Genomic DNA, 21,985 nt, shown 5'->3' on the forward strand with positions numbered 1-21,985 from the left:
GGGCGCCCGTGAAGGTCACTTGACGGAGCCGGACATCATGCCCTGGACGAAGTACCGCTGGAACGCGAAGAACAGGACCAGCGGGATGATCAGCGACAGGAACGCACCGGACGAGAGAATGTCCATGTTCGATCCGAACTGCCGCATCTGCGACTGCAGATACTTGGTCATCGGCTGGTTCCCCGTGTCGGCGAAGACCAGCGCGATGAGCATGTCGTTCCACACCCACAGGAACTGGAAGATGCCCAGCGAGGCGATCGCCGGCTTGCCCAGCGGGAACACCACGGAGGCGAAGATCTTCCACTCCGAGGCGCCGTCCATGCGCGCGGCCTCCAAGAGCGAGGCCGGGATGCCGACGAAGAAGTTCCGCAGCAGGAAGATCGCGAACGGCAGGCCGAACGCCACGTGGAACAGCACCACGCCCGGGATCGAGCCGAAGATCCCGACGTTGCCGTAGAGCACGGCGATGGGGATCAGCGCGATCTGGATCGGCACGATGAGCAGGCCCACCACGACGAGGAACGCGGTGTCCCTGCCGGGGAACTCCATCCAGGCGAAGGCGTAGGCCGCCATCGCCGCGATGCCGATCACCAGGATCGTGGTCGGCACCGTGATGAGCACGGTGTTCCAGAAGGAGGCGGAGAAGCCGCCGCTCAGCAGGTTCTTGTAGCTGGTGATGGTCAGCTCGGCCGGCTTGGTGAAGACCGTCCACCAGCCCTCGGCGCTGTTGACCTGGTTGGTCCGCAGCGAGACCACCATCAGGCCCAGCGTCGGCACCAGCCAGAACAGGCCGAGGAGCACCATGACGACCTGGACCGCCCCGCTGCCCAGGCGATCGACGATCTTGCCTGCGATGCCCCGGCGGGGCGCGCCGGCCCCCAGGCCGGGCGCGGCGCCGGCGCCGGACGGCGCGCTCGCGGTGGCGGTGGTCATGTGTTCTCCCTCCTGAACCTGCGGATGTTCATGATCATGAAGGGAAGGACCAGAACCAGCAGGAAGATGGCCAGCGCACTGCCGAGCCCCTGGTTGTTGCCGCCGCCGAACGACACGCGCCACATCTCCAGCGCGACCACGTTCGCCTGTGGCTGGACCGAGGCCGGCGCGATGATGAACACAAGGTCGAACACCTTCAGCGTATTGATGATCATCGTCACGAAGACGACGAGCAGCACCGGCGACAGCAGCGGCACGGTGATCTTGCGGAACACCTGCCACTCCGACGCGCCGTCCATGCGGGCCGCCTCCAGCGCGTCACGCGGGATCGCCGCGAGACCAGCCGCCAGCAGGACCATCGCGAAACCTGCCCACACCCACACGAAGGCGCCGATGATGGCCGGCGTGATGAGTGTCGGGCCGAGCCAGGACAGACCGCCGTAGGCCGCCTCGAAGTTCGCCTTCGGCAGCCGCACCGTGTAGGAGCCGGCCGGCAGGCCCTCGAAGCGGAACGAGCCGTCCTCGGCGGTAGTGGCGGTGCCGGCCACCTCGTCGCCGCGCACGGCCTCGACGGTCATGCCCGGCAAGCCCTTCTCGGTGCCGTCCACCTGGCCGCTCGTGCCGCCGCCGCCCGCCGTGAAGTCGAACCACACGACGCCGGACAGCGCGTTGCCCGGCTGCGGGGCCTTCGCCGGCGCCGCGTTCGCCGGCATCACCGCGGGCTTGACGCCCACGATGGGGATCAGCACCGGCTGGCCCGCCTGGGCGGGCTGCTTGGTGACGACGGCGCCGCCCTGGTCGGCGACCGGGGACTGGTCGCCCTCGCGCGGCCGGGCCTCGGGATAGCCCTGCGAGGAGGAGAACGTGTCGTGCACCGTCGTCAGCACGGCGTTGGCGAGGCCCTTGTCGGGGCTCTGCTCGTACACGAGGCGGAAGATCACGCCGGCGGCCATGAGCGAGACCGCCATCGGCATGAACACGATCAGCTTGAACGCCGTCGCCCACTTGATGCGCTCGGTCAGCACCGCGAAGATCAGGCCGACCGTGGTGACGATGATCGGCGCGACGACGACCCAGATGAGGTTGTTGCGGATCGTCGTCAGCATCCCGCCGTCGGTGAAGATCGTGGCGTAGTTGCCGAGCCCCACGAACCCCGAGCCCTTGGCGTCGAACAGGCTGCGGATGATCGAGTAGACGATCGGGTAGACCACCCAGATCCCGAGCAGCAGCGCCGCCGGGAGGAGGAAGGCGATCGCGACCGCCGGCGATGGGCCGAGGCGTCGTTTCGTACGGGGGGTATCAGCCGGTCCGGTGGCGGCCCCGCCCGCGATCGTCGCGGGCGGGACCTTCGGGCCGTCCAACCGTTCGGTCACGGCCTTACCTCTTTACTTCCAGGCCTTCTTGGCCTCTGCTTCGAGCGCCTCCTGGGCGCCCTTGACGTCGCTCGGCTTGCGAACGAAGTCCTGCAGGATCTTCCACTCGCCCTTGCCGTCGGTGCCGCCGAAGGCGCTGGGGGCCAGGTCGGACATGTCGTAGCGGACCGCGTCGCCGGCCGAGACGATGGTCTGGCCGAGCTGGCGGGTCAGCTCGTCGGGGTAGTTGTCGGGGGAGACGTTCTTGTTGGGCGACAGGTAGCCGGGGAGCTTGGCCCAGACCTCGCCACCCTCCTTGGAGGCCAGGAACTGCAGCAGCGCCTGGGCGCCGGGGGAGTCCTTCATGGCCACCGCGACGTCGCCGCCGAGCACGACCGGGGCGGTGTCACCGGCCTTGGGGAAGGGGAAGTACTTGGCGTCCTCGCCGACCTTGGCGCCGGAGTTGACCGCCTCGACGGCCACGAAGTCGGCCTCGATGACCATCGCGGCCTTCTTGTTGCTGTAGACCTTGCTCACGCAGGTCGGGAAGTCCGTCTGCATGGTGCCCGAGGTGCCGTCGACCAGGAACTCCTGCTTGTCGACGATCTGCGCGATCTTCTCCAGGGCCACCTTGACGGTCGGGTCGGTCCACGGGATCTCGTGCTTGGAGAGCTTGTCGTAGTTCTCCGGGCCGGCCGAGGACAGGTAGACGTTCTCGAAGAGGTCGGTGAGGGTCCAGCCGGAGGCGCCGCAGAGCGAGAACGGGGCCGTGCCGGAGTCGGCGATCGTCTGGGCGTTCTTGACCAGCTCGTCCCAGGTGGTCGCGGGCTGCACGCCGGCGTCGTCGAAGGCGGGGGCGCGGTACCACACCAGCGACTTGTGCGCGGCCTTGATGAGCACGCCGTAGACCTGGCCGCCGGCGGAGCCGAGCTCCTTCCAGTACGGCGTGTAGTTGGTGTCGATCTCCTTGATGACGTCGGCGCTCAGCGGCTTCAGCGCGTTCTGGTCGGCGTACTGCTGCACCAGGCCCGGCTGCGGCAGGATGGCGACGTCGGGCGGGTTGTTGCCCTGGATGCGCGGGCCGAGGTAGGCGCCGGTGTCCTCGCCGGTGGAGGCGTAGGTGACCTCGGCGCCGGTCTTGTCGGTGAACGCCTTCAGCACCTGCTCGAAGTTCTTCTGCTCGGCGCCGGTCCACTTGGCGGCGACCTCGAGCTTGACGCCCTGGAGGGACTTCTCGCCGCCGGCGGCGGAGCTCGCGGGAGCGGAGCCCGACGCGGCGGGCTCCTCCGTCGTGGAGGGCGCGTTGCCGCACGCGGCTACGGCTATCGCGAGCCCGGCCAGGATCGTTGCGGCTCTGGCTGTGCGCATGGTTTGCCTCACTGGGTTCTGATGATCTCGTCGAGTTCGGATTTCATCGAGACCGCGGCGTCGGCCGCGGACTCAGGGGTGGGGGTGCCGAGGGCTTTGGCGACCGAACTCGCGATCACCAAGCTCAGCTGGTTGTAGTTGGCGCTCACCGGACGTGTCTTGGCGGCGAGGATGCTCTCCTTGAGCACCGGCAGGTACGGGAAGCGCTTGATCAGGTCGGGGTCGTCGTAGAGCTCGGTCCACACCGGCGGGAAGGATCCCTCGGTCAGGACGCGGCGCTCGTTCTCCAGGCTGGTGAAGTAGCGGATGAACTCCTGGGCGGTCTGCTGGTGCCGGGAGAAGGCGCTGACGGCGAGGTTGGCGCCGCCGAGCGTGCTGGACCCCGGCCCGTCCAGACCTGGCAGCCTGGTGACCGCGATCTTGTCGCCCAGCTCGACCCGGGCCGGGCCGTAGGCGTGCGGCCAGTTGCGGGCGAAGGCCAGCCGTCCCTCCTGGAAGGCGAGGCGGGTCTCCTCCTCCTTGTAGCTCAGCGACTCCTTGGGGATCCAGCCCTCCCGCAGTCCCTGGAGCAGGAAGCCGAGCGCGGTCTCCGCCTTGGCGGGGTCGAGGGTGACCCCCGTCCCGTCGCGGTTGAGTATCTGGCCGCCGGCCGACTGCAGAGCCTCGGAGAAGTTGACGGTCAGCCCCTCGTAGGCGAGGAACTGCCCGGCGTAGCCATCGATGTCGTGCTTGTCAGTGATCTTGCGTGCCTGGTCGCGGAGCTCGGCCCATGTCCTCGGCGGCTTCTTGACCAGGTCGGTCCGGTAGTAGAGCAGCCCCGCGTTGCTCGTGTACGGGACCGCCCAGAGCTTGTTCTTGTAGACGGCCGTCTCCACGACGGGCGGCAGGAACCTGTCGAGCGGGAAGAGCCCGCGCTCCAGGGGGATGATCCAGCCGTTCTCCGCGAATTCGGCGGTCCACACCACGTCGAGCCCGAGCACGTCGTAGCGGCTGCTCTGGGCCTGGAGGTTGGCCACCATCTGAGCACGTTGCTCGTCGGCGGCCTCGGGCAGCTCCAGCAGCGTCACCTTCTCGGCCGGGTGGGCCTGGTTCCAGCGGTCCAGCAAGGGTTGCAGGTACGCCGTGGTGTCGCGTCCGGTGGCGAAGGTGATGGGCCCGGTACCGCCCGTCGCCGGCTCGCCGCCGCCCTTGTCGCCCGCCGACGCGCAGCCGGCCGTCGCCAGGAGCACGGCCAGCATGAGCGGAAGCGGACGAAGCACTCTGTTTCCTCCGTGGTCAACGGGGTTACATACGTGTTAGGTAGATGCATTCATGTTATGCACACCTGTAATCTGAAGGTCAATGGATAACCGCGTAACGCGTTCGTAACACGCGTTCCCATACGCCCGGGGAGGTGAGGCGTGCGGCTTCACCTGCTGGCGCTTCTGGCGAAGGAGCCGGCGCACGGCTACGAGCTGAAACAAGCGCTGGAGCAGACCTTCGGCAGTGCCTACCCCTCCCCGAACATCGGGCAGATATACGTCACCCTGGGCAGGCTGGAGAAGGACGGCCTGGTCAGGGCCGTCGACGTCGAGCAGTCCAACCGGCCCAACAAGAAGGTCTATTATCTGACCGCCAAGGGGCGCGACCTGCTCGAGATCTGGGTGGACGAGCCCACCGAGGGCCCCCGCGTGCGTGACGAGTTCTTCATGAAGCTCGTGCTCGCGCCGCTCACCGGCATCGCCGACCGGATGGCGCTGATCAGCCGCCAGCGGCGGCACTATCTCGGGCTCATGAGCGACCTCAACGACCTGCTGTCCCGTACGCCCCCGACCGATCGGGTGGCCCTGCTGCTCATCGAGGGGGCCATGCTCCATCTGCAGGCGGATCTTGACTGGCTCGAACGGTGCCAGGAGGATCTGGCATGACCTCCGTCGTGAAAACGGTCAATCTGGTCAAAATCTACCAGGACGGCGCCCTTCCCGTCCCTGCCGTGCGCGGCGTGGACCTCCAGGTCGAGCCGGGCGAGTTCGTGGCCGTCATGGGCCCCTCCGGGTCCGGCAAGTCCACCCTCGTGCACCTCCTCGGCGGCCTCGACACCAGGACGAGCGGCGAGATCTGGCTCGACGGCAAGCGCGTCGACACGCTCTCCGAGAGCGCCTGGGCGCTGCTGCGGCGCAAGCGCGTCGGCTTCGTCTTCCAGTTCTTCAACCTGGTCGCCAACATGACCGTCGGCGACAACGTCGAGCTGCCCGCGCTGCTCGCCGGAGCCTCGCCCAAGGTGGCCCGCGAGCGCCGCGAGAGCCTGCTCGCCGCGCTCAACCTCGCCGACCGCGCCGACGCCGCCCCCGCCCAGCTCTCCGGCGGCGAGCAGCAGCGCGTCGCCCTGGCCAGGGCCTTGGCCAACCAGCCCGCCCTGCTGCTCGCCGACGAGCCCACCGGCAACCTCGACAGCCGCAACACCCGCGACGTGCTGCGCCTGCTCGGCACCGTGCACAAGGAGGGCCAGACCATCGTCATGGTCACCCACGACGCCCGGGTGGCCAGCCTGGCCGACCGGGTCGTCTCCCTGTTCGACGGCGAGATCGTCGACGACGGCCGCATCGCCCGCCGCCGTACCGGCACGGCCGGCGAGGTGATCGACCTCAGATGAGCACCGCACTCGCGGGGAGCCGGTGGATCAGGGCCGACCTGCGGGCCAGGAAGGGCCAGGCGGTGCTCACCGTGCTGGCCGTGGCCGGGATCGTGGCCGCGCTGATCACCGCGGCGACCCTCCTGGAGGAGGGCACCAACCCCTGGCGGAGCCTGTTCGCCAGGACCGACGGCGCCCACGTCTGGCTCTACACCGACGACAGCCCCGACGTCTCGCTGACCGGCATCGACGGCGTGACACGGATCGCCGGCCCCTACCGCTCCGCGCCCGTCACCGTGGCCCAGGACGGCAAGAAGGAGCCCGCGGCGCTGCGCGCCATGCCCGCCACGCCCCCAGGGGTGGCGCGTCCGGTCGTGGCCGAGGGCCGCTGGCTGGACCCGGCCCAGCCGGACGGGGTCGTGGTCGAGCGCTCCTTCGCCGAGTCGCTGCGGCTCCGGGTGGGCGCGCCGTTCACGATCATCGCGCTGAGCGGCGGGCGGCACACCCTCTACGTGCGCGGCATCGCCGACTCCGCCGAACAGGGCTTCTACCCGCAGTGGACGCCCGGCCTGGCGTACGTGCTGCCCCTCATGCTCGACCGGATCGAGCCCATGCTGGGCCGCAGCGAGTGGGTGACCGGGCTCCGCCTGGCCGACCCCGACGCCACGCAGGTCGTCTCGCAGCGCGTCGTGGTGATGCTGGAGGACAAGCTCCAGCGGGTCTACACCTGGCGCGAGGTCAGGGCCGCGATGGAGCTGGACAACCGGCTGCTGGGCACGCTGCTCGCGCTGTTCGGCGCGGTCGGGCTGGTGGCCGCCGCGCTGGCGCTGGCCAACGCGGCCGGCGGCCGGGTGCTCACCCAGCTCCGCGACCTGGCCACGCTGAAGTCCCTGGGCTTCACCAGGGGCCAGGTGGCGCTGCTGCTGCTCGTGGAGCACGGCGCGCTCGGCCTGCTCGGGGTCGTGGCCGGCGCGGTGGCCGGCTGGGGCCTGATGGCGATGATGCTGGGCCCGTCCTCCGTCGCCCCCGCGCCGGTGCTCGCCATCGTGGGAGGCACGGCGCTGGCCGTGCTCGCCGCCGTCGGCGTGCCCGCCTGGCGCGGCGGCCGGACGCCGCCGATCCCCGACGTGCCCTCCGGGCCGCCGCGGGGCCGGCTGTCGCGGCTGGCGCGCCTGGCCCTCCTCGTACGCCTCCCGCCGGCGCTGGTGCTCGGCACCCGTGACGCCTTCACCCGGCGGACGCCGGCGTTCCTGACGGCGTTCGGGCTGGCCGTCCCGATGATGATGATCACCATCGGGCTGGGCGTGTGGGCCACGCTGGACGACTTCGCCGACCATCCCGAGCAGGTCGGCCAGCACGCCTCCCTGTACGTCCGCGCCGGCAAGGTCGAGCCGGCCGAGGCCAAGCGCATGGCCGAGAGCGACCCCGGGGTGGCCGCGGTCTATCCGGGCACCGAGGTCAACGCCCTGGCGCCCGGCGAGGCCCGTTCCGTACGGGTGCGGGCGATCGGCGCGTCGTCCCGGCCGTACCCGTTCCCCGTGGTCGAGGGGCGGATGTACGGCCGTCCAGGCGAGGCCGTCGCCGGGCAGGGCCTGCTGGACCTGCTGGGGCTCGAGATCGGCGACCGGGTGCGCCTCACCGTGGGCGGGACGCCGCTGATCGTCAGGATCGTCGGCCGCAACGTCGAGCCCGACCAGGACGGCGAGGTGCTGTCGGTCGGGCTGGACAGCCTGTCGGCCAAGGACTCGGTGCCGCCCGAGTTCTACGCGCTGGCCCTCAAGCCGGACGCGGACACCGCCGAGGTGCGCGGCAGGCTGCTGGCCCAGTCGGGCGAGGGCCTGGAGGTGCAGGAGGTGGTCAACCCGGCCGACCGGCTGTCGATCATCAGGGTGATCATCGTGGCGCTGATCGGGGTGCTGGCCCTCATCGGGCTGGCCAACCTGCTCACCGCGAGCGCGATCGGCCTGCGTGACCACGCCTTCGACCTGGCCGTGCTGAAGGCCATGGGGCTGACGCCGCGCCAGGTCATGGCGACGCTCGTGACCGCCACGGGCCTGCTGGTGGTGCTGGGGGTCGGCGCGGGCGCCGCGGCGGGGATGTCGGTGGTGACGAGCCTCATCGATCTGCAGGGCGACACGAGCGGGGTGGGGGCGGGCATCGGCCGCGCCCCCTCGGCCCTGACGTTGACGATCGCCGTGCTGACGGCGGTGGGCGCGGCCCTCGCGGTGGCGCTCATCCCCGCGCGCCGCGCGGCCCGTGCCCAGGTGCCGGTCACCTCTCGCTGACGACCTGCGCGGACTCCCTGCGGGCGGCCGCGCCGCGCTTGAGGCTGAACCAGTAGAAGCCGTGGCCGGGCAGCGTCAGCAGGTAGGGGAGCTCGCCGACCGTCGGGAACTGCACGCCGCCGCGCGCCTCGACCGGCGTCATCCCCTCGAACCTGCGCAGGTCCAGCTCCACCGGCTGCGGGTACTTCGACAGGTTGTTGACGCACAGCATCACGTCATCGCGCTCCTCGCGGATGAACGTGAGCACCGACGGGTTCGACGACCACATTTCCGTGTAGGCGCCGGTGCCGAAGACCGGGTGCTTGCGCCGGATCTGCAGCATCTTGCGGGTGAACTGCAGCAGGGAGCCCTCGTGGCGCTGCTGGGCCTCCACGTTGACCGCCTGGAAGCCGTAGATCGGGTCCATGACGGCCGGCAGGTAGAGCCGCCCGGGGTCGGCCGTGGAGAAGCCCGCGTTGCGGTCGGGGCTCCACTGCATCGGCGTGCGGACCGCGTCGCGGTCCTCCAGCCAGATGTTGTCGCCCATGCCGATCTCGTCGCCGTAGTAGATGATCGGCGAGCCGGGCAGCGACAGCAGCAGGGCGGTGAACAGCTCGATGCGGTCGCGGTCGTTGTCGAGCAGCGGCGCCAGGCGGCGGCGGATGCCGAGGTAGGCGCGCATGCGCGGGTCCTTGGCGTACTCGCTGTGCATGTAGTCGCGCTCTTCCTCGGTCACCGTCTCGAGCGTGAGCTCGTCGTGGTTGCGGAGGAAGATGCCCCACTGGGCGTGCTCGGGCAGCTTGGGCGTGCGCGACATGATCTCGGAGATCGGCTCGCGGGTCTCCTTCTTCACCGCCATGTAGATGCGTGGCATCAGCGGGAAGTGGAAGGCCATGTGGCATTCGTCGCCGCCGGTGGTGGGGTCGCCGAAGTACTCGACGACGTCCTCGGGCCAGCCGTTGGCCTCGGCCAGCAGCACCCGGTCGGGGTAGAGGCGGTCGACCTCGGAACGGATGCGCTTGAGGTACTGGTGGGTCTCCGGCAGGCCGGAGCAGGCGGTGCCCTCCCGCTCGAACAGGTAGGGGACCGCGTCCAGGCGGAAGCCGTCGATGCCCAGGTCGAGCCAGAAGCGCAGGACCTCCAGCATCGCTTCCTGGACCGCCGGGTTGTCGTAGTTGAGGTCCGGCTGGTGGTGGAAGAAGCGGTGCCAGTAGTACTGCTTGCGCACCGGGTCGTAGGTCCAGTTGGACTCCTCGGCGCCGATGAAGATGATCGGCGCGTCGGGATAGCCGGTGGGGTCGTCCGACCACACGTAGAAGTCGCCGTACGGCCCCTCGGGGTCGTGCCGCGACGCCTGGAACCAAGGATGTTTGTCGCTGGTGTGGTTCATCACGAGGTCGGTGATGATCCGCAGGCCGCGCTCGTGGGCGGCCTCGATCAGCTGGACGAAGTCCCCGAGATCCCCGAAGTCAGGAAGGATCTTCATGTAGTCGGAGATGTCATAGCCGCCGTCACGCAGCGGCGACTCGTACAGCGGCAGCAGCCACAGACAGTCGACGCCGAGCCATTCGAGATAGCCGAGCTTCTCGATGAGCCCGCGAAGGTCGCCGGTGCCGTCGCCGTTGGAGTCCTTGAACCCCCGGACGAGGACCTCGTAGAACACCGCCCGCTTGTACCAGGCTGGATCCTCCGAGACGAATGCCTCGGAGATCGGCTCCGGCGTTGGGGATGCGTTGATCATATGTCGCTCACAGGAAGAGATGTGGGCAGGACGAAGTCACCGGTTCCCCGGCGTTCTTGATTGGTGACCGCGCCGCCTGGAGTCGTCATCCCTGCGAACTCCATGCCCTAGAACGAGGTCGGATTTGTGATCCGGTTGCCCGTTTGTGCGGCGCTTACGGGCCGAACACTACCAGCCCGTCGGCTTTCCGGAACCCGCTTCTGCTGTGCCGGGTGTAATACCCGCGAGATCCGTATGTAACCACGTTGTTACCGAGAGTTCACGAGAAAGGTGGAGCCAGGTCGGAGAGGTCGTTCTCGAAGTCGCTCAGCCAGAGTCCGAAGAGTACCAATCCACGCACCCAGAAGCGGTCGTTCCAGCCATTGAACCTGGTGAGTGCGTCCGGACCGCCCGCCACCACCTCGTGCAGCTCCTCCGACAGCAGCCCCGGCACCCGGCTCACCACCGTTTCCAGCATGCTGTGCGCATAATTTCGGGCGGGGGCCGCCGTGGAACGCAGCGGAACCCGCTGGAGCGGCTGCTTGACGACATTCGTGGAAGGAAGCGCCGCCACCCGCGGATTGGCCGCGTGCAGCACCTCGCGGTAGAAGCGGCCCTTGTCCTTACGGGCCACTCCGACGGAAAGCGCCGCGTCGAAGAAATCCGGATGGATGAACGGCGCGGCGAACGACGCCTCCGGCCCCACCAGGTTCACCGCCGAGCGCGCGATGCCCCGCACCGTCCGGGTGTGCAGCACCGACAGCGGCAGCTCGGCCCGGTGGCCGTGGAGCATGGAGGTGGCCGCCGCGAACTGCTCGCGCACGCTCTCCTCCATCCACTCCGCCGCCGCCTTCGACAGGAACGGCCGCGAGGGCGCGCCCAGCGACAGCGACCCCAGCACCGCCGCCGACCGCTCGGCCTGCGTCCGCGCCTCCAGCGCGGCCCCGCTCACCATGAAGTTCTTCAGCAGCGGCCCGCCGGCCAGGCCGTCCACCAGGATCCGGCCCGCGCCGTGCACCTCCTTGGCGAAGGGGGCGTACCAGGCGTGGTGCGGGGTGAGGTACTCCAGCCTGCGGGCCACCTCGACGGCGTCCGCCGGGTAGTCGGCCGCGTCCTGGGTGATCACCCGGTGCGGGATGCCCAGCTCCTTCGTGATCGCGCGGGCGAAGGCGATGTCGGTGTCGGTGCCGTCGTCGGGGCTCGTGGTCCACGACTCGACGTCCGCGCCGCGGGCCTTGGCCACGCTCGCCAGCAGGCGGGAGTCGTAGCCGCCGCTGACCGGCACGAGCAGCTTGCGGCCGTCGTAGCCGGCGTAGACCTGGTGCAGCAGCTCGACGATCTCGGCGGGGCTGGTCCAGGCCTCGTACGGCTCGGTGCGCAGCCAGCGCGGCAGCCGCCGCTCCACGGCCACCCGGTCGTGCCGCCACACCAGCGCGCTCGACCCCGGCAGCCGCTTGACCTCGGTGTACGGCGTCGCCTCGCCCAGCGGGAACGTCACCTGGAGTATCGAGGCCCAGGCCGACCAGTCGACGGTGATCGGCACCAGGGAGAGCAGCGGCTGGATCAGGGACGAGAAGTAGACGGCCTCGCCGTGGCGCACGTAGTAGACGTCCACCAGCCCGAGCGCGCCCGTGTGCAGGGTCACGCGGGAGCCGTCGCCGATGAGGCCCGGCGTCTCGTACGTCTCGGCCACCGTCATCCAGTCGTCGGCGGCCGGCGGGCGGCGCTCGCCCCAGGCGAACGCGTACGAGTCGGCCGTGCGGTGGTAGGGCGGCAGCGGCGCCGAGCTGAACAGCGCGGCCTCGGGCGTCTGGAGCGCCGGGCGCACCCGCGGTCCCGCGCCGGTGAGCTTGCCCAATATGGCGGTGTCGATCCGGCCGAGAGCGCCGCAGACGTAGGGCCGCACGTTGAACTGCACCGGATCTCATCCCTTCGAGCCGCTTTCCGCAAAGAGTATCCTTTGCCAGGCTGAGGAAGCGGAGGTCGACTTGTCCACTGAGCTTGAGAGCACGCGCCGGGCACTGCGAGACGCGGTGGCGCAGGCCGAGCGGGCCGCCGAGCTGGCCAGGCTGCTGGACGCCGCCCAGGCGCGGCTGGCCGAGGCCGAGCACAGCGTCGAGGAGGCCAGGGCTCTCGCCGAGCGGCTGGGCGAGGCCGAGGCCGCGCTGGAGGCCGAGCGGGCCGCCGCCGACAAGCTCCGCAGGGAGCTGGCCGAGCAGCGCTTCCAGGCCGAGGTCGCCAACTGGAAGCTGTCGTCGATCAAGGTCGCCCGCTGGAACCGGCTGGGCGACGCGATCAAGAGCGGCAAGAGCAACCCGGTCCGGCTCGCCAAGGGCCTGCGGGGCGCCGCCAAGCCGGTGAAGCGGCCGAGCGCGCCCAAGCGCAAGCCGATCACCCAGGCCACCGCCAAGGAGGAACGCCCGGGGGCCGCCTACCAGGCCACCACCTCCACCCGCACGCTCGGCGGCGCCTCCTTCAAGCTCAAGCCGTTCCGGGTGCCGACCGGCCCCAACACCCGGCCGCACATCACCGCGGCGGTGATCGCCGACCCGCACGCCGAGGCCCTGCTCCGCTACGAGTGGCGCCAGACCACCGGCTTCACGCCCCGCGACTTCGCCCGGGTGCTGCCGCTGGAGGTGCCCCACCTGCTCGTGGTCGAGTCGGTCACCGAGGGCCCGTGGGCCGAGGAGATCACCGGCGAGCCGGGCGAGGGCATCCGCGCGCTGCTGGCCTGGTGCGCCGAGCGCGGCATCCGCACCGTCTTCTGGCACACGAAGGGTCCCGTCGACGCCTACGCCGCGACCGCGCAGCTCTTCGAGCACCGCTTCACGGGCGACCTGTCCGTGCCCTGGCCGCGGCTGCAGTACGGCATCCAGCCGCGCGTCCACAACCCGCTGCCCCTGGCCGGCGGGCGCATCGACCGGGTGCTCACGCTCGACCAGCTCCTGCCTGGCCACCTGACCTACCCCGACGTGCTGACCTCCTACCGGTGGCCGGCCGCGGCCGACTGCCCGCCCGGCACGCCCCAGTGGCGGCTGGCCGAGATCGCGGCCTGCGGCACGCCCATCGGCACCGAGGCCGACTCGCGGCGGGCGCACGTGGCGCTGCGGCGGGCGTACCAGATGGGGACGATGACCGAGCGCGTGGACGAGCTGCTGGAGACCGTCGGGCTGCCCAGCGCCCGCGCCACGCTGGAGACGTCCGTGCTGCTGCCGATCACGGACCCGCACCTCGTGGAGCACGGGCTCGCCCAGGTCGCCAGGCAGACCGGCGTGGCCCAGGTGATCGTCATCGGGCCGCCCGAGGCCGAGCTGCGCGCCCGCGACGTGCTGCCTGACCTCGACGTCGTGTACCGCCGGCCGCACCCGTCCATGAGCGAGGGCGCGATGCTCGCCGCCGGGCTCGACCTGTGCGAGGCCGACCTGGTGGCGGTCATGGACCCGCGAGACGTCTACGGCGCCCACTACCTGGCCGACCTGCGCCGGGCGTTCCTGTTCAGCACCGCCGACATCGTCGGCAAGGCCGCCTACTACGCCCACCTGCGCAAGCCCCAGGCCACGCTGCTGAAGCAGCCCGAGGCCGAGTACGCCTACCTGCCGGAGATCGCCGGCGCCACCCTCCTCGCCCGCAGGAACGCCCTGCGCGAGATCGGCTTCGCCGACCTCAGCGAGGGCTGGGACGAGGTCATGATGCGGCAGTGCCGCACCGACGGGATCAGGGTGTTCTCGGCCGACCGGTTCGGCTACGTACGGGTGCGCGACGAGGACCGCTGGCTGCTCGGCGCCGCCCAGCTGGTCGAGTACGGCTCCGCCGAGCCCCACGCGCTCATCTAGAGTCCTCGGCATGACGTTCCCGGAGCTGGCCGAGGCGCTGGGGGAGCCGCCCGCGCCCGAGGGGACGTGGGAGCGCCGGGCGCTGCTCGTCTCGGCGGCGGCGCTCCGGCGGCGGGTGCCCGCGGCGGAGCTGGCCGGGCGGGTCCTGGCGGTGCCGGGCGTGGCGGGCGTCGCGGTCCGTGCGAACGGGTTCCTGGAGATCGAGGTGGGCGTGCCCGGAGCGCTGCTGGAGTCGTTCGAGGCCCCGGCGATCCCGGAGCCCGGCTGGCCGGACTTCCCGCGCACCTGGGACAACCCCGGATTCGTGGTCAGGTACGGGCACGCGCGGGCGCGGGCGGTCACGAGGTGGGCCCGCGCGCTCGGGGTGCCGGGGGACGGGTTCGACCCGGCGGCGCTGGACGGCCCCTGGGACCGGGCGGTGCTGCGGGCGCTGGCCGAGCTGCCGGGCAGGGCGGCGAGCAGGGAGCCGGGGTGGGAGGCGTACCTGGTGCGGCTGGCCCTGGCCTTCCACGACGCGCACGAGCGCGCGCCCGCGGTGCCGCGCGGCGACGAGCCCGCGCGGCCGGTGCACACGGCGCGGGTGCGGCTGGCGGTGGCGGTGGGGCAGGTGTTGATGGGTCCGGAACGACTGTGATTGATCGCAAAATATCCGGCAAAAGAGCGAAAAAGCGTAAAAATATCCCCTGCGAAGCCCGATCCCGTCTCGATACGTGGTCACCGGGTCATGGTGGAGTGGCGGTTCCGATAGCCTCGATCGGGTGAGTCGATTCGCCCATCCCGCCGGGGACCGGCACGCCGAGATGCTGCCCCAGGAGCGCCCACCGCAGGCGCCCGCCGACCTCAACCGGATCCACCCCGCGATCTGGCCCCGAACGTCGACCCGGACCGATGGCGCGCTCACGGTCGGCGGCGTGGACGTGCGCGACCTCGCCCGCGACTTCGGCACCCCGCTCTACGTCCTCGACGAGGACGACGTGCGCTCACGCATGCGCGACTACGCCGAGGCCTTCGCCGGATCCGACGTGCACTACGCCGGCAAGGCGTTCCTGTGCAAGGAGATCGTGCGCTGGCTCCAGGACGAAGGGCTCGGCCTCGACGTGGCCAGCGGTGGCGAGCTGGCCGTGGCGCTCAGCGTCGGCTTCCCGCCCGAGCGCATCACCGTCCACGGCAACAACAAGTCCGTCGCCGAGCTGTCCAGGGCCCTGGAGGCCGGCGTCGGTCACGTCGTCGTCGACTCCTTCGAGGAGATCGCCAGGCTCGGCTACCTCGCCGAGCGGATGGGCAGGCGGCCCAAGGTGATGATCCGCGTCACCACCGGCGTCGAGGCCCACACCCACGAGTTCATCGCCACCGCGCACGACGACCAGAAGTTCGGCCTCTCGCTCGGCCAGGGCACCGCGGCCGAGGCCGTGCGCCGCGTGCTCGCGCTGCCGCAGCTCGAACTCGTCGGGCTCCACTCCCACATCGGCTCCCAGATCGTCGACACCGGCGGGTTCGAGGTGGCCGCGCGGCGGCTGGCCAAGCTGCTGGTGGAGATCAAGGACGAGCACGGCGTCGTGCTGCCCGAGCTCGACCTCGGCGGCGGCTACGGCATCGCCTACGTCGAGGGCGACGAGGCCCCCGACATCAAGGAGCTGGCCGACGGCCTGCGCGAGATCGTCACCAAGGTCTGCGTGGACGCGGGCCTGCCGGTGCCCCGGCTCACCGTCGAGCCCGGCCGCACGATCGTCGGGCCGGGCGGCATCACGCTCTACGAGGTCGGCACCGTCAAGGACGTCGAAGGGCTGCGCACGTACGTCAGCGTCGACGGCGGCATGAGCGACAACGTCCGCACCGCGCTCTACGGCGCCGAGTACACCACGGTGCTGGCCAGCCGCGAGAGCGACGCCCCGCCCATGCTGAGCCGCCTGGTCGGCAAGCACTGCGAGAGCGGCGACATCGTGGTGCGCGACTGCTACTACCCGGCCGACCTCGCGCCGGGCGACCTGGTCGCGGTCTCCTCGACCGGCGCCTACTGCCGGTCGCTGGCCAACAACTACAACTACCTGCCCAAGCCGGCCGTGGTGGCCGTCTCGGGCGGCAAGGCCCGGGTGATCGTACGGGGCGAGACCGAGGACGACCTGTTGAGGGGGCAGCTGTGAAACCGCTGAAAGTGGCTCTGCTGGGCTGCGGGGTCGTGGGCTCGCAGGTCATCCGGCTCCTGCACGAGCAGGCCGGCGACCTCGCCGCCCGGGTGGGCGCGCCGCTGGAGCTGGCCGGGGTGGCCGTGCGCCGGCTCGGCCGCAAGCGCGACGTCGAGGTCGATCCCGCGCTGCTGACCACCGACGCCGAGTCGCTGGTCGCCCGCGACGACGTCGACATCGTCATCGAGGTCATCGGCGGCATCGAGCCCGCCCGCGGCCTCATCGTCTCGGCGCTGTCGCGCGGCAAGTCCGTCGTCACCGCCAACAAGGCGCTGCTGGCCGAGGACGGCGCCACCCTGCACCAGGCGGCGCGGGCCGGCAAGGGCGACCTCTACTTCGAGGCCAGCGTGGCGGGCGCGATCCCGCTGCTGCGGCCCCTCCGCGAGTCGCTGGCCGGCGACCACGTCAAGCGCGTGCTCGGCATCGTCAACGGCACCACCAACTACATCCTCGACAAGATGGACTCCACGGGCGCGTCCTTCACCGACGCCCTGGAGGAGGCCCAGACCCTGGGCTACGCCGAGGCCGACCCCACGGCCGACGTCGAGGGCTTCGACGCCGCCGCCAAGGCCGCCATCCTCGCCGGGCTCGCCTTCCACAGCCGGGTGACGGCCGCCGACGTGCACCGCGAGGGCATCACCGAGATCACCGCCACCGACGTGGCCTCCGCCAAGGCCATGGGCTACGTCATCAAGCTGCTGGCCATCTGCGCCCGCTCCGACGACGGCCGCTCGTTCGGCGTGCGGGTGCACCCGGCGATGATCCCGCGCACGCACCCGCTCGCGGGCGTGCGGGAGGCGTACAACGCCGTCTTCGTGGAGGCCGAGTCGGCCGGGCAGCTCATGTTCTACGGCAAGGGCGCGGGCGGCGCGCCCACGGCCTCGGCCGTGCTCGGCGACCTGGTGGCGGTGGCCCGCAACCGCCTGGCGGGCACCCGCGGCCCCGAGGAGTCCACCTACGCCGACCTGAGCGCCCACCCGATGGGCGAGACCGTCACGCGCCTCCACATGGCGCTCGACGTGGCCGACAAGCCGGGCGTGCTGGCGCGGGTGGCCGAGCTGTTCGCCAAGCACGACGTGTCCATCCAGACCGTGCGCCAGGAGGGGCACGGCGACGACGCCCAGCTCGTCATCGTCACCCACCGCGCCACCGACGCCGCGCTGACCGCGACGCTGGAGGGGCTGCGGGAGCTCGACATCGTCCGCGCCGTGGCCGGCGTGATGCGCGTCGAGGGCGACGACTAGCGCTCGGAAGGCCGCGGAACGGGCGTAAGGTAGGCGCCGACTGAAATCCCCGCGGTCGAGGAGCACCCATTTCATGTCCGTCACCCCGTGCGGCTTCCTGCGCACGCCGGAGAAGGGGCCGGCCCGCCTGCACTGGGCGGGCGGCGGATGGGCGGTGGACGGCCGGCCACCCGCCGTGCCCGAGCTGCGCCCGCTGCGCGGCCTGGAGATCGAGTGGCCGGACGGGCCGGTGCCCCTCGACGGGCTCGACGAGCTGGCCGCCGCCGGCGTCCCGCTGACCGCCGAACGGGCCCCTGACTGGGTGCCCGCCGGCCTCGCGGCGCTGCTCACCGACCGCGACTGGCTCGGCCACACCCCCGACGGCACCGCCCGCTGCCTCGCCGACCTGCGGCGCGAGGAGCACAGCGTACGCCTGCGCCGCCTCGCCCACCCCACCCCCGCGAGCCCGCCCAGCGTCAGCATCGTCATGTCCACCAAACGGCCGGCCCTGGTCGGCGCGGCGCTGGCGCAGATGGAGCGGCAGCGCGGCGTGACGGCCGAGGTGGTGCTCGGGCTGCACGGGGTGCCGTTCGAGCACGTACGCCAGGCGGTCGAGGAGTGCGCGCTGCCGGTGAAGTGGGTCGAGGCGGCGGAGTCGGTGCCGTTCGGCGAGATGCTCAACCGGGCGGCGGCCCTGGCCGGCGGCGATTTCCTCGCCAAGTGGGACGACGACGACTGGTACGGCCCCCACCACCTGTCCGACCTGCTCATGGCCCGCGCCTACTCCGGGGCCGACATCGTCGGCACCACCGCCGAGTTCTTCTACCTGGAGCCGCTGAAGGCCACGATCAGGCGGACGACGTTCGCCAGCGGCGCGGGCTATCCGAGCGAGGTCTACTCCGACCACGTGGCCGGCGGCACGATCCTGGTGCCCCTGGCGCGCTTCAGGGAGATCGGCGGCTTCCCCGCGGTCGCGCGGGCCGTGGACCTCGAGTTCCTCAAGGCGGCCGCGCAGGCGGGCGCGAAGATCTACCGGACGCACGGCCTCGGCTACGTCCTGCGCCGCGGGCTGAGCGCCGACCACACCTGGCAGCTCCCGCTCGCCCACTTCGTCAAGGTGGCCGCCGGCCAGTGGCGCGGGTTCCGGCCGAGCCTGCTCATGGAGGCCGCGTGAACGACCGCGTCGCCCGCGTACGCGGCAACGACTACCGGACGCTGCGGCCGGAGCCCGGCTTCACGCCCGAGCTGACGGTCAGCGTCGTCGTCCCCGCGTACGGCGGGCAGGACAAGCTCGACCTCGTGCTGGCGGCGCTCGCCCGGCAGACGTACCCGGCGGAGCTCACCGAGGTGATCGTCGTCGACAACGGCAGCGAGCCGCCGCTGCGCCTGCCCGAGGCCGCGCCCAAGGGCGCCAGGCTGATCCGCTGCCCCGAGCCGGGCAGGGCCGCCGCGCGCAACGCCGGCCTCGCCGAGGCCAAAGGCGACGTCATCCACTGGCTCGACTCCGACGTGGTCCTCACGCCCGGCGCGGTCGAGGCCCACATGCGCTGGCACCACGCCGCGCCCTACCTCGTCGTCACCGGCTACATCAGGTTCACCGAGGCCGAGCTGCCCGCCGAGCTGCCCGCCGACCTGGAGGCGCACTTCGAGCCGGCCGAGCCGCACACCTGGATCGTCGACCTCGTCGAACGCACCGGCGGGTTCACCGGCAACCCGCAGCGCCCCTTCAGCCTGCACGTCGGCGGGGCCACCTCGGTGTCCGCCCGGCTCGTCGCGGCGGCCGGGCCGATGGACGACGACCTCGTCCTCGGCCAGGACACCGAGATGGGCTACCGGCTCGGCCAGGCCGGCGCGGTCTTCGTGCCCGAACCGGCCGCCCGCGCCTACCATCTCGGGCCCACCATGCGGATGCGCGACAAGCCGGCGATCGACCGGGTGAGCCACGCGCTCGTGGCCGACCGCGTCCCCGCCTACCGGTGGCTGCGCGGGCATCCGGGACGCCAGTGGAAGGTCCCCTACGTGACGGCCGTCGTGGACGGCACGGCGGGCTACGACGAGGTGCGGGCCAGCGTGGACGCGCTGCTCGCCGCCACCGTGCCCGACCTGTCGGTGCTGGTGACCGGGCCCTGGGACACGCTGCGCCGCGAGCGCCGCGCCCCGCTCCTGGACACCGCCCTGGACCTGGTGCTGGTCGAGGGCCACTACCGGTACGAAGGCCGGGTGCGCTTGGTCACCGCCGAGGACGTGGACCCGGCCGTCCCTTACGTGCTGCGGCTGCCGTCGGGCTGGGCGCCCGGCGAGGACAGCCTGGCCCGGCTGCTCGACCTGGCCCGCGACGAAGGGCTGGGGCTGGTCAACGTCCTGCTGCGCGAGTCCGCCGAAGGCGTCGTCGCGGCCCGGCTCGAACGGCTCTCCGCCTTCGCGCGGGCCCGCCTCGTGGCCCGGCCGGGGGAGGACCTGGACGACGTCGTGGACGAGGTGTCCGGCGTGTCGTGGGTGGACGGCGAGACGTACGGGTTCACCGCCGAGGCGGCGCCGCCCCTGGGCCGGCGCAGCGCGTACCGGGCGCGGGCGGAGGCCCAGGCCGAGGCGGCCAGGCTGGCCAAGGAGAACGAGCGGCTGCGGGCGCAGGTGAGCAAGTGGAAGGAGGAGGCCGGGCGCTGGCGCAAGTCGGCGGTCGAGCTCCGGCGCGAGGTCGGCACGCTGCGGCGGGAGCTCGCCGCGGCCAAGCGCGCCGCCCAGCAGAGCCTCCGCACGGCCGTCTCCACCACCATGCGCCGCGCCCTCCGCCGCCCCCGCGACTGAGTCCCGCCCCCCGAAGGCCGAGGGACCCGCGCCTGCCCCGGTCTCCGCGACCGAGGGACCCGTGCCTTCCCCGCCCCTGCTCCGCTGGGCCGGGAGGGCGGGGGTCAGTTGGGGCGCAGGGCCGACTTCAGGCGGCCGAGGAAGGTGCGCTCGGTGGCGGCGTCCACGGCGGCGGGGACCGTCACCGGCTCCGGCGCGGGGATGGTGACCGGCTCGGGCTGCTTCGGCGCGGGCCAGTAGCGGTCCGGCGGCTCGTGCCGTACGCCGTGCGTGGCCTCGATGACGGCGTCGAGGTCGGCGGGACCGGCGCCGGGCTCGGTGAGCAGGACCGCGCGCCCGAGCGCCGAAGTGCGCTCAAGCCGGGCCGTCCGCCCGTCAGGCAGGTCCACGACGAGCACGCCCGCCAGGTCCTTCTGCGCCGACTCGATCATCCGCTCCAGCGTCGCCCGGTGCAGCGGCACGTCCACCGGCCCCCGGTAGCGGAACGGGCACGGCGCGGGCGTCGGCGCGGCCTCGTCGATGAGCCGGATGCGTTCGTCGTGCGCGAACAGGTCGCGCATCAGCCGCAGCTCGAAGCACGGGTCGCCGAGCACGGAACGCCGCCCGTCCCGCAGCAGCGACCACGGCCCCACCAGCGTCACCACGACGTCCTGCAGCTTGCCGCCGAGCGCCGCCGCGACGGCCTGCCGCACCACCGACTCGGAGGTGTCGGTGACGTCGAGCACGACCTCCACGTACGGCACCAGCCACCGCCGCCCCGGATCCTTGCGCAGGTCCCTGCGCAGCGGCACCCGGTGCGCCAGGTAGGGCTCGACGGCCCGCACCGCCCGCTCCCGGTCGCGGTGCTGCGCCGGCAGCCCCAGGTGGACGGCCTGCGCCTCCAGGTCGGGGACGAACACCACGCCGTGCATGGCCAGCCGGTAGGCGAACTCGGTGTCCTCGCCGCGCGCCACGGTCGGGTCGAGCCCGCCCACGGCGTGGAACACCTCACGCGGCAGGGCGAACGTCGGCCCCGTGCACACGTGGTACGGGTTGCGGCTCGCGCGCAGCCCGTCCGTCCTGGCGATCGTCGCCTCGGTGGAGCTGGCGACGGCCTCGCCGAGCGCGAACACCTCGTCCAGGCGCCGCGCCTGGAAGACCTGCCGGGGCGTGACGGCCGGCGGCTCGACGAACTTCTTCATCCCGATCGTGACCAGGTAGTCGGTCACGTGGTGCCAGCGGGCCAGCGCCTCGATGTGCTCGCGGCAGGCCACCATGTCGGAGTCGAGCCGCTGGATGATCTCGCCGTCGGCGGCGTTGGCCCCGGTGTTGACGGCGTTGGAGATGCCCCAGCCGTCCCGCACCCGCACCACGCGCGTGTTGACCGGCCGGATCTCGGGCAGGCGGATGGGAGGGTCGCTGCCGTCGTCGACGACGAGGACCTCCATCAACCGGTCCGGGTACGTCTGCGCCGCCAGCGCCGCCAGCGTCAGGTCGAGCTTGCCCTGCCCGCCGTGCGCAGGAATCACCACGCTCACGGAAAGGGCGGGCGACCAGGCGCCCAGCGGCGGCGCCTCGATCGGCGAGTAGTCGTTCTGCCTCAGAGCAGGACGCGCGTTCATGGTCGTGACCCCCTGCCGAGACCTTATCGGGAGATGCTGAGAATTTCCTCAATAGCGTCGCTGTCCAACCGATACGTCCGAGCCTTGGACAC

16 protein-coding genes are annotated in these 21,985 nt (G+C 71.7%); 9 read left to right on the top strand and 7 right to left on the bottom strand.

The annotated features are described in order from the left end of the window. Positions 1-15: 15 nt before the first annotated feature. The 4 genes from Nocox_RS07885 to Nocox_RS07900 are packed head-to-tail and all read right to left on the bottom strand — an operon-like array spanning position 16 to position 4,912. On the bottom strand, positions 16-933 hold the full coding sequence (locus Nocox_RS07885) for a carbohydrate ABC transporter permease (RefSeq protein WP_020546718.1): 918 nt from the start codon (positions 931-933) through the stop codon (positions 16-18). Beyond that, the gene (locus Nocox_RS07890; protein ID WP_020546717.1) at positions 930-2,306 is read right to left on the bottom strand and encodes an ABC transporter permease subunit; all 1,377 of its coding nucleotides are present in this window, start codon (positions 2,304-2,306) and stop codon (positions 930-932) included. Before Nocox_RS07890 ends, Nocox_RS07885 begins: the two co-directional genes overlap by 4 nt. 12 nt (positions 2,307-2,318) lie before the next feature. Next, positions 2,319-3,653 (bottom strand): ABC transporter substrate-binding protein, encoded by a 1,335-nt coding sequence (locus tag Nocox_RS07895; protein WP_020546716.1) that lies wholly within the window; start codon positions 3,651-3,653, stop codon positions 2,319-2,321. A gap of 8 nt (positions 3,654-3,661) precedes the next feature. Beyond that, positions 3,662-4,912: an ABC transporter substrate-binding protein gene (locus Nocox_RS07900; RefSeq protein ID WP_026215071.1), complete on the bottom strand. Its 1,251-nt coding sequence runs from the start codon at positions 4,910-4,912 to the stop codon at positions 3,662-3,664. Positions 4,913-5,053: 141 nt separating this feature from the next. Between Nocox_RS07900 and Nocox_RS07905 the strand changes: the two genes are divergently transcribed. The 3 genes from Nocox_RS07905 to Nocox_RS07915 are packed head-to-tail and all read left to right on the top strand — an operon-like array spanning position 5,054 to position 8,549. Continuing rightward, positions 5,054-5,560, top strand: coding sequence for a PadR family transcriptional regulator (locus tag Nocox_RS07905; protein ID WP_020546714.1), 507 nt, complete (start codon positions 5,054-5,056; stop codon positions 5,558-5,560). Continuing rightward, positions 5,557-6,285, top strand: a complete 729-nt coding sequence (locus Nocox_RS07910) for an ABC transporter ATP-binding protein (RefSeq protein WP_020546713.1) — start codon at positions 5,557-5,559, stop codon at positions 6,283-6,285. Before Nocox_RS07905 ends, Nocox_RS07910 begins: the two co-directional genes overlap by 4 nt. Beyond that, positions 6,282-8,549 (top strand): ABC transporter permease, encoded by a 2,268-nt coding sequence (locus tag Nocox_RS07915; protein WP_020546712.1) that lies wholly within the window; start codon positions 6,282-6,284, stop codon positions 8,547-8,549. The genes Nocox_RS07910 and Nocox_RS07915 overlap by 4 nt, the downstream gene beginning before the upstream one ends. Here the strand turns inward: Nocox_RS07915 and treS are convergent. Continuing rightward, positions 8,536-10,269 carry a maltose alpha-D-glucosyltransferase gene (gene treS / locus Nocox_RS07920; protein ID WP_051112744.1) on the bottom strand — a complete coding sequence of 578 codons (1,734 nt, stop codon included), beginning with the start codon at positions 10,267-10,269 and terminating at the stop codon, positions 8,536-8,538. The two genes, Nocox_RS07915 and treS, sit on opposite strands and share 14 nt — an antisense overlap. Before the next feature lie 259 nt (positions 10,270-10,528). After that, entirely contained in the window at positions 10,529-12,166 is a 1,638-nt protein-coding gene (locus tag Nocox_RS07925; protein ID WP_020546710.1) for an asparagine synthetase B family protein, read from the bottom strand. Positions 12,167-12,236: 70 nt separating this feature from the next. Here Nocox_RS07925 and Nocox_RS07930 point away from each other — a divergent pair, with 70 nt between their 5' ends. The 6 genes from Nocox_RS07930 (at position 12,237) to Nocox_RS07955 (ending at position 20,292) form a co-directional block, all read left to right on the top strand. Next, a complete protein-coding gene (locus Nocox_RS07930; protein ID WP_157383409.1) occupies positions 12,237-14,081 on the top strand; it encodes a hypothetical protein in 1,845 nt (614 codons plus the stop codon). A gap of 10 nt (positions 14,082-14,091) precedes the next feature. Continuing rightward, on the top strand, positions 14,092-14,715 hold the full coding sequence (locus Nocox_RS07935) for a hypothetical protein (protein ID WP_020546708.1): 624 nt from the start codon (positions 14,092-14,094) through the stop codon (positions 14,713-14,715). 124 nt (positions 14,716-14,839) lie between these two features. Next, a complete protein-coding gene (gene lysA, locus Nocox_RS07940) occupies positions 14,840-16,222 on the top strand; it encodes a diaminopimelate decarboxylase (RefSeq protein ID WP_026215070.1) in 1,383 nt (460 codons plus the stop codon). After that, entirely contained in the window at positions 16,219-17,508 is a 1,290-nt protein-coding gene (locus tag Nocox_RS07945; protein ID WP_246649748.1) for a homoserine dehydrogenase, read from the top strand. The genes lysA and Nocox_RS07945 overlap by 4 nt, the downstream gene beginning before the upstream one ends. 73 nt (positions 17,509-17,581) lie before the next feature. Then, a complete protein-coding gene (locus tag Nocox_RS07950) occupies positions 17,582-18,661 on the top strand; it encodes a glycosyltransferase family 2 protein (protein WP_020546705.1) in 1,080 nt (359 codons plus the stop codon). Then, positions 18,658-20,292: a glycosyltransferase family 2 protein gene (locus Nocox_RS07955; RefSeq protein WP_020546704.1), complete on the top strand. Its 1,635-nt coding sequence runs from the start codon at positions 18,658-18,660 to the stop codon at positions 20,290-20,292. The genes Nocox_RS07950 and Nocox_RS07955 overlap by 4 nt, the downstream gene beginning before the upstream one ends. 104 nt (positions 20,293-20,396) lie before the next feature. On the opposite strand, the gene Nocox_RS07960 is transcribed toward Nocox_RS07955, so the two are convergent. After that, positions 20,397-21,893, bottom strand: coding sequence for a glycosyltransferase family 2 protein (locus tag Nocox_RS07960; RefSeq protein WP_020546703.1), 1,497 nt, complete (start codon positions 21,891-21,893; stop codon positions 20,397-20,399). Positions 21,894-21,985: the final 92 nt, after the last annotated feature.

It is taken from the genome of Nonomuraea coxensis DSM 45129, assembly GCF_019397265.1.
Classification (GTDB): domain Bacteria; phylum Actinomycetota; class Actinomycetes; order Streptosporangiales; family Streptosporangiaceae; genus Nonomuraea; species Nonomuraea coxensis.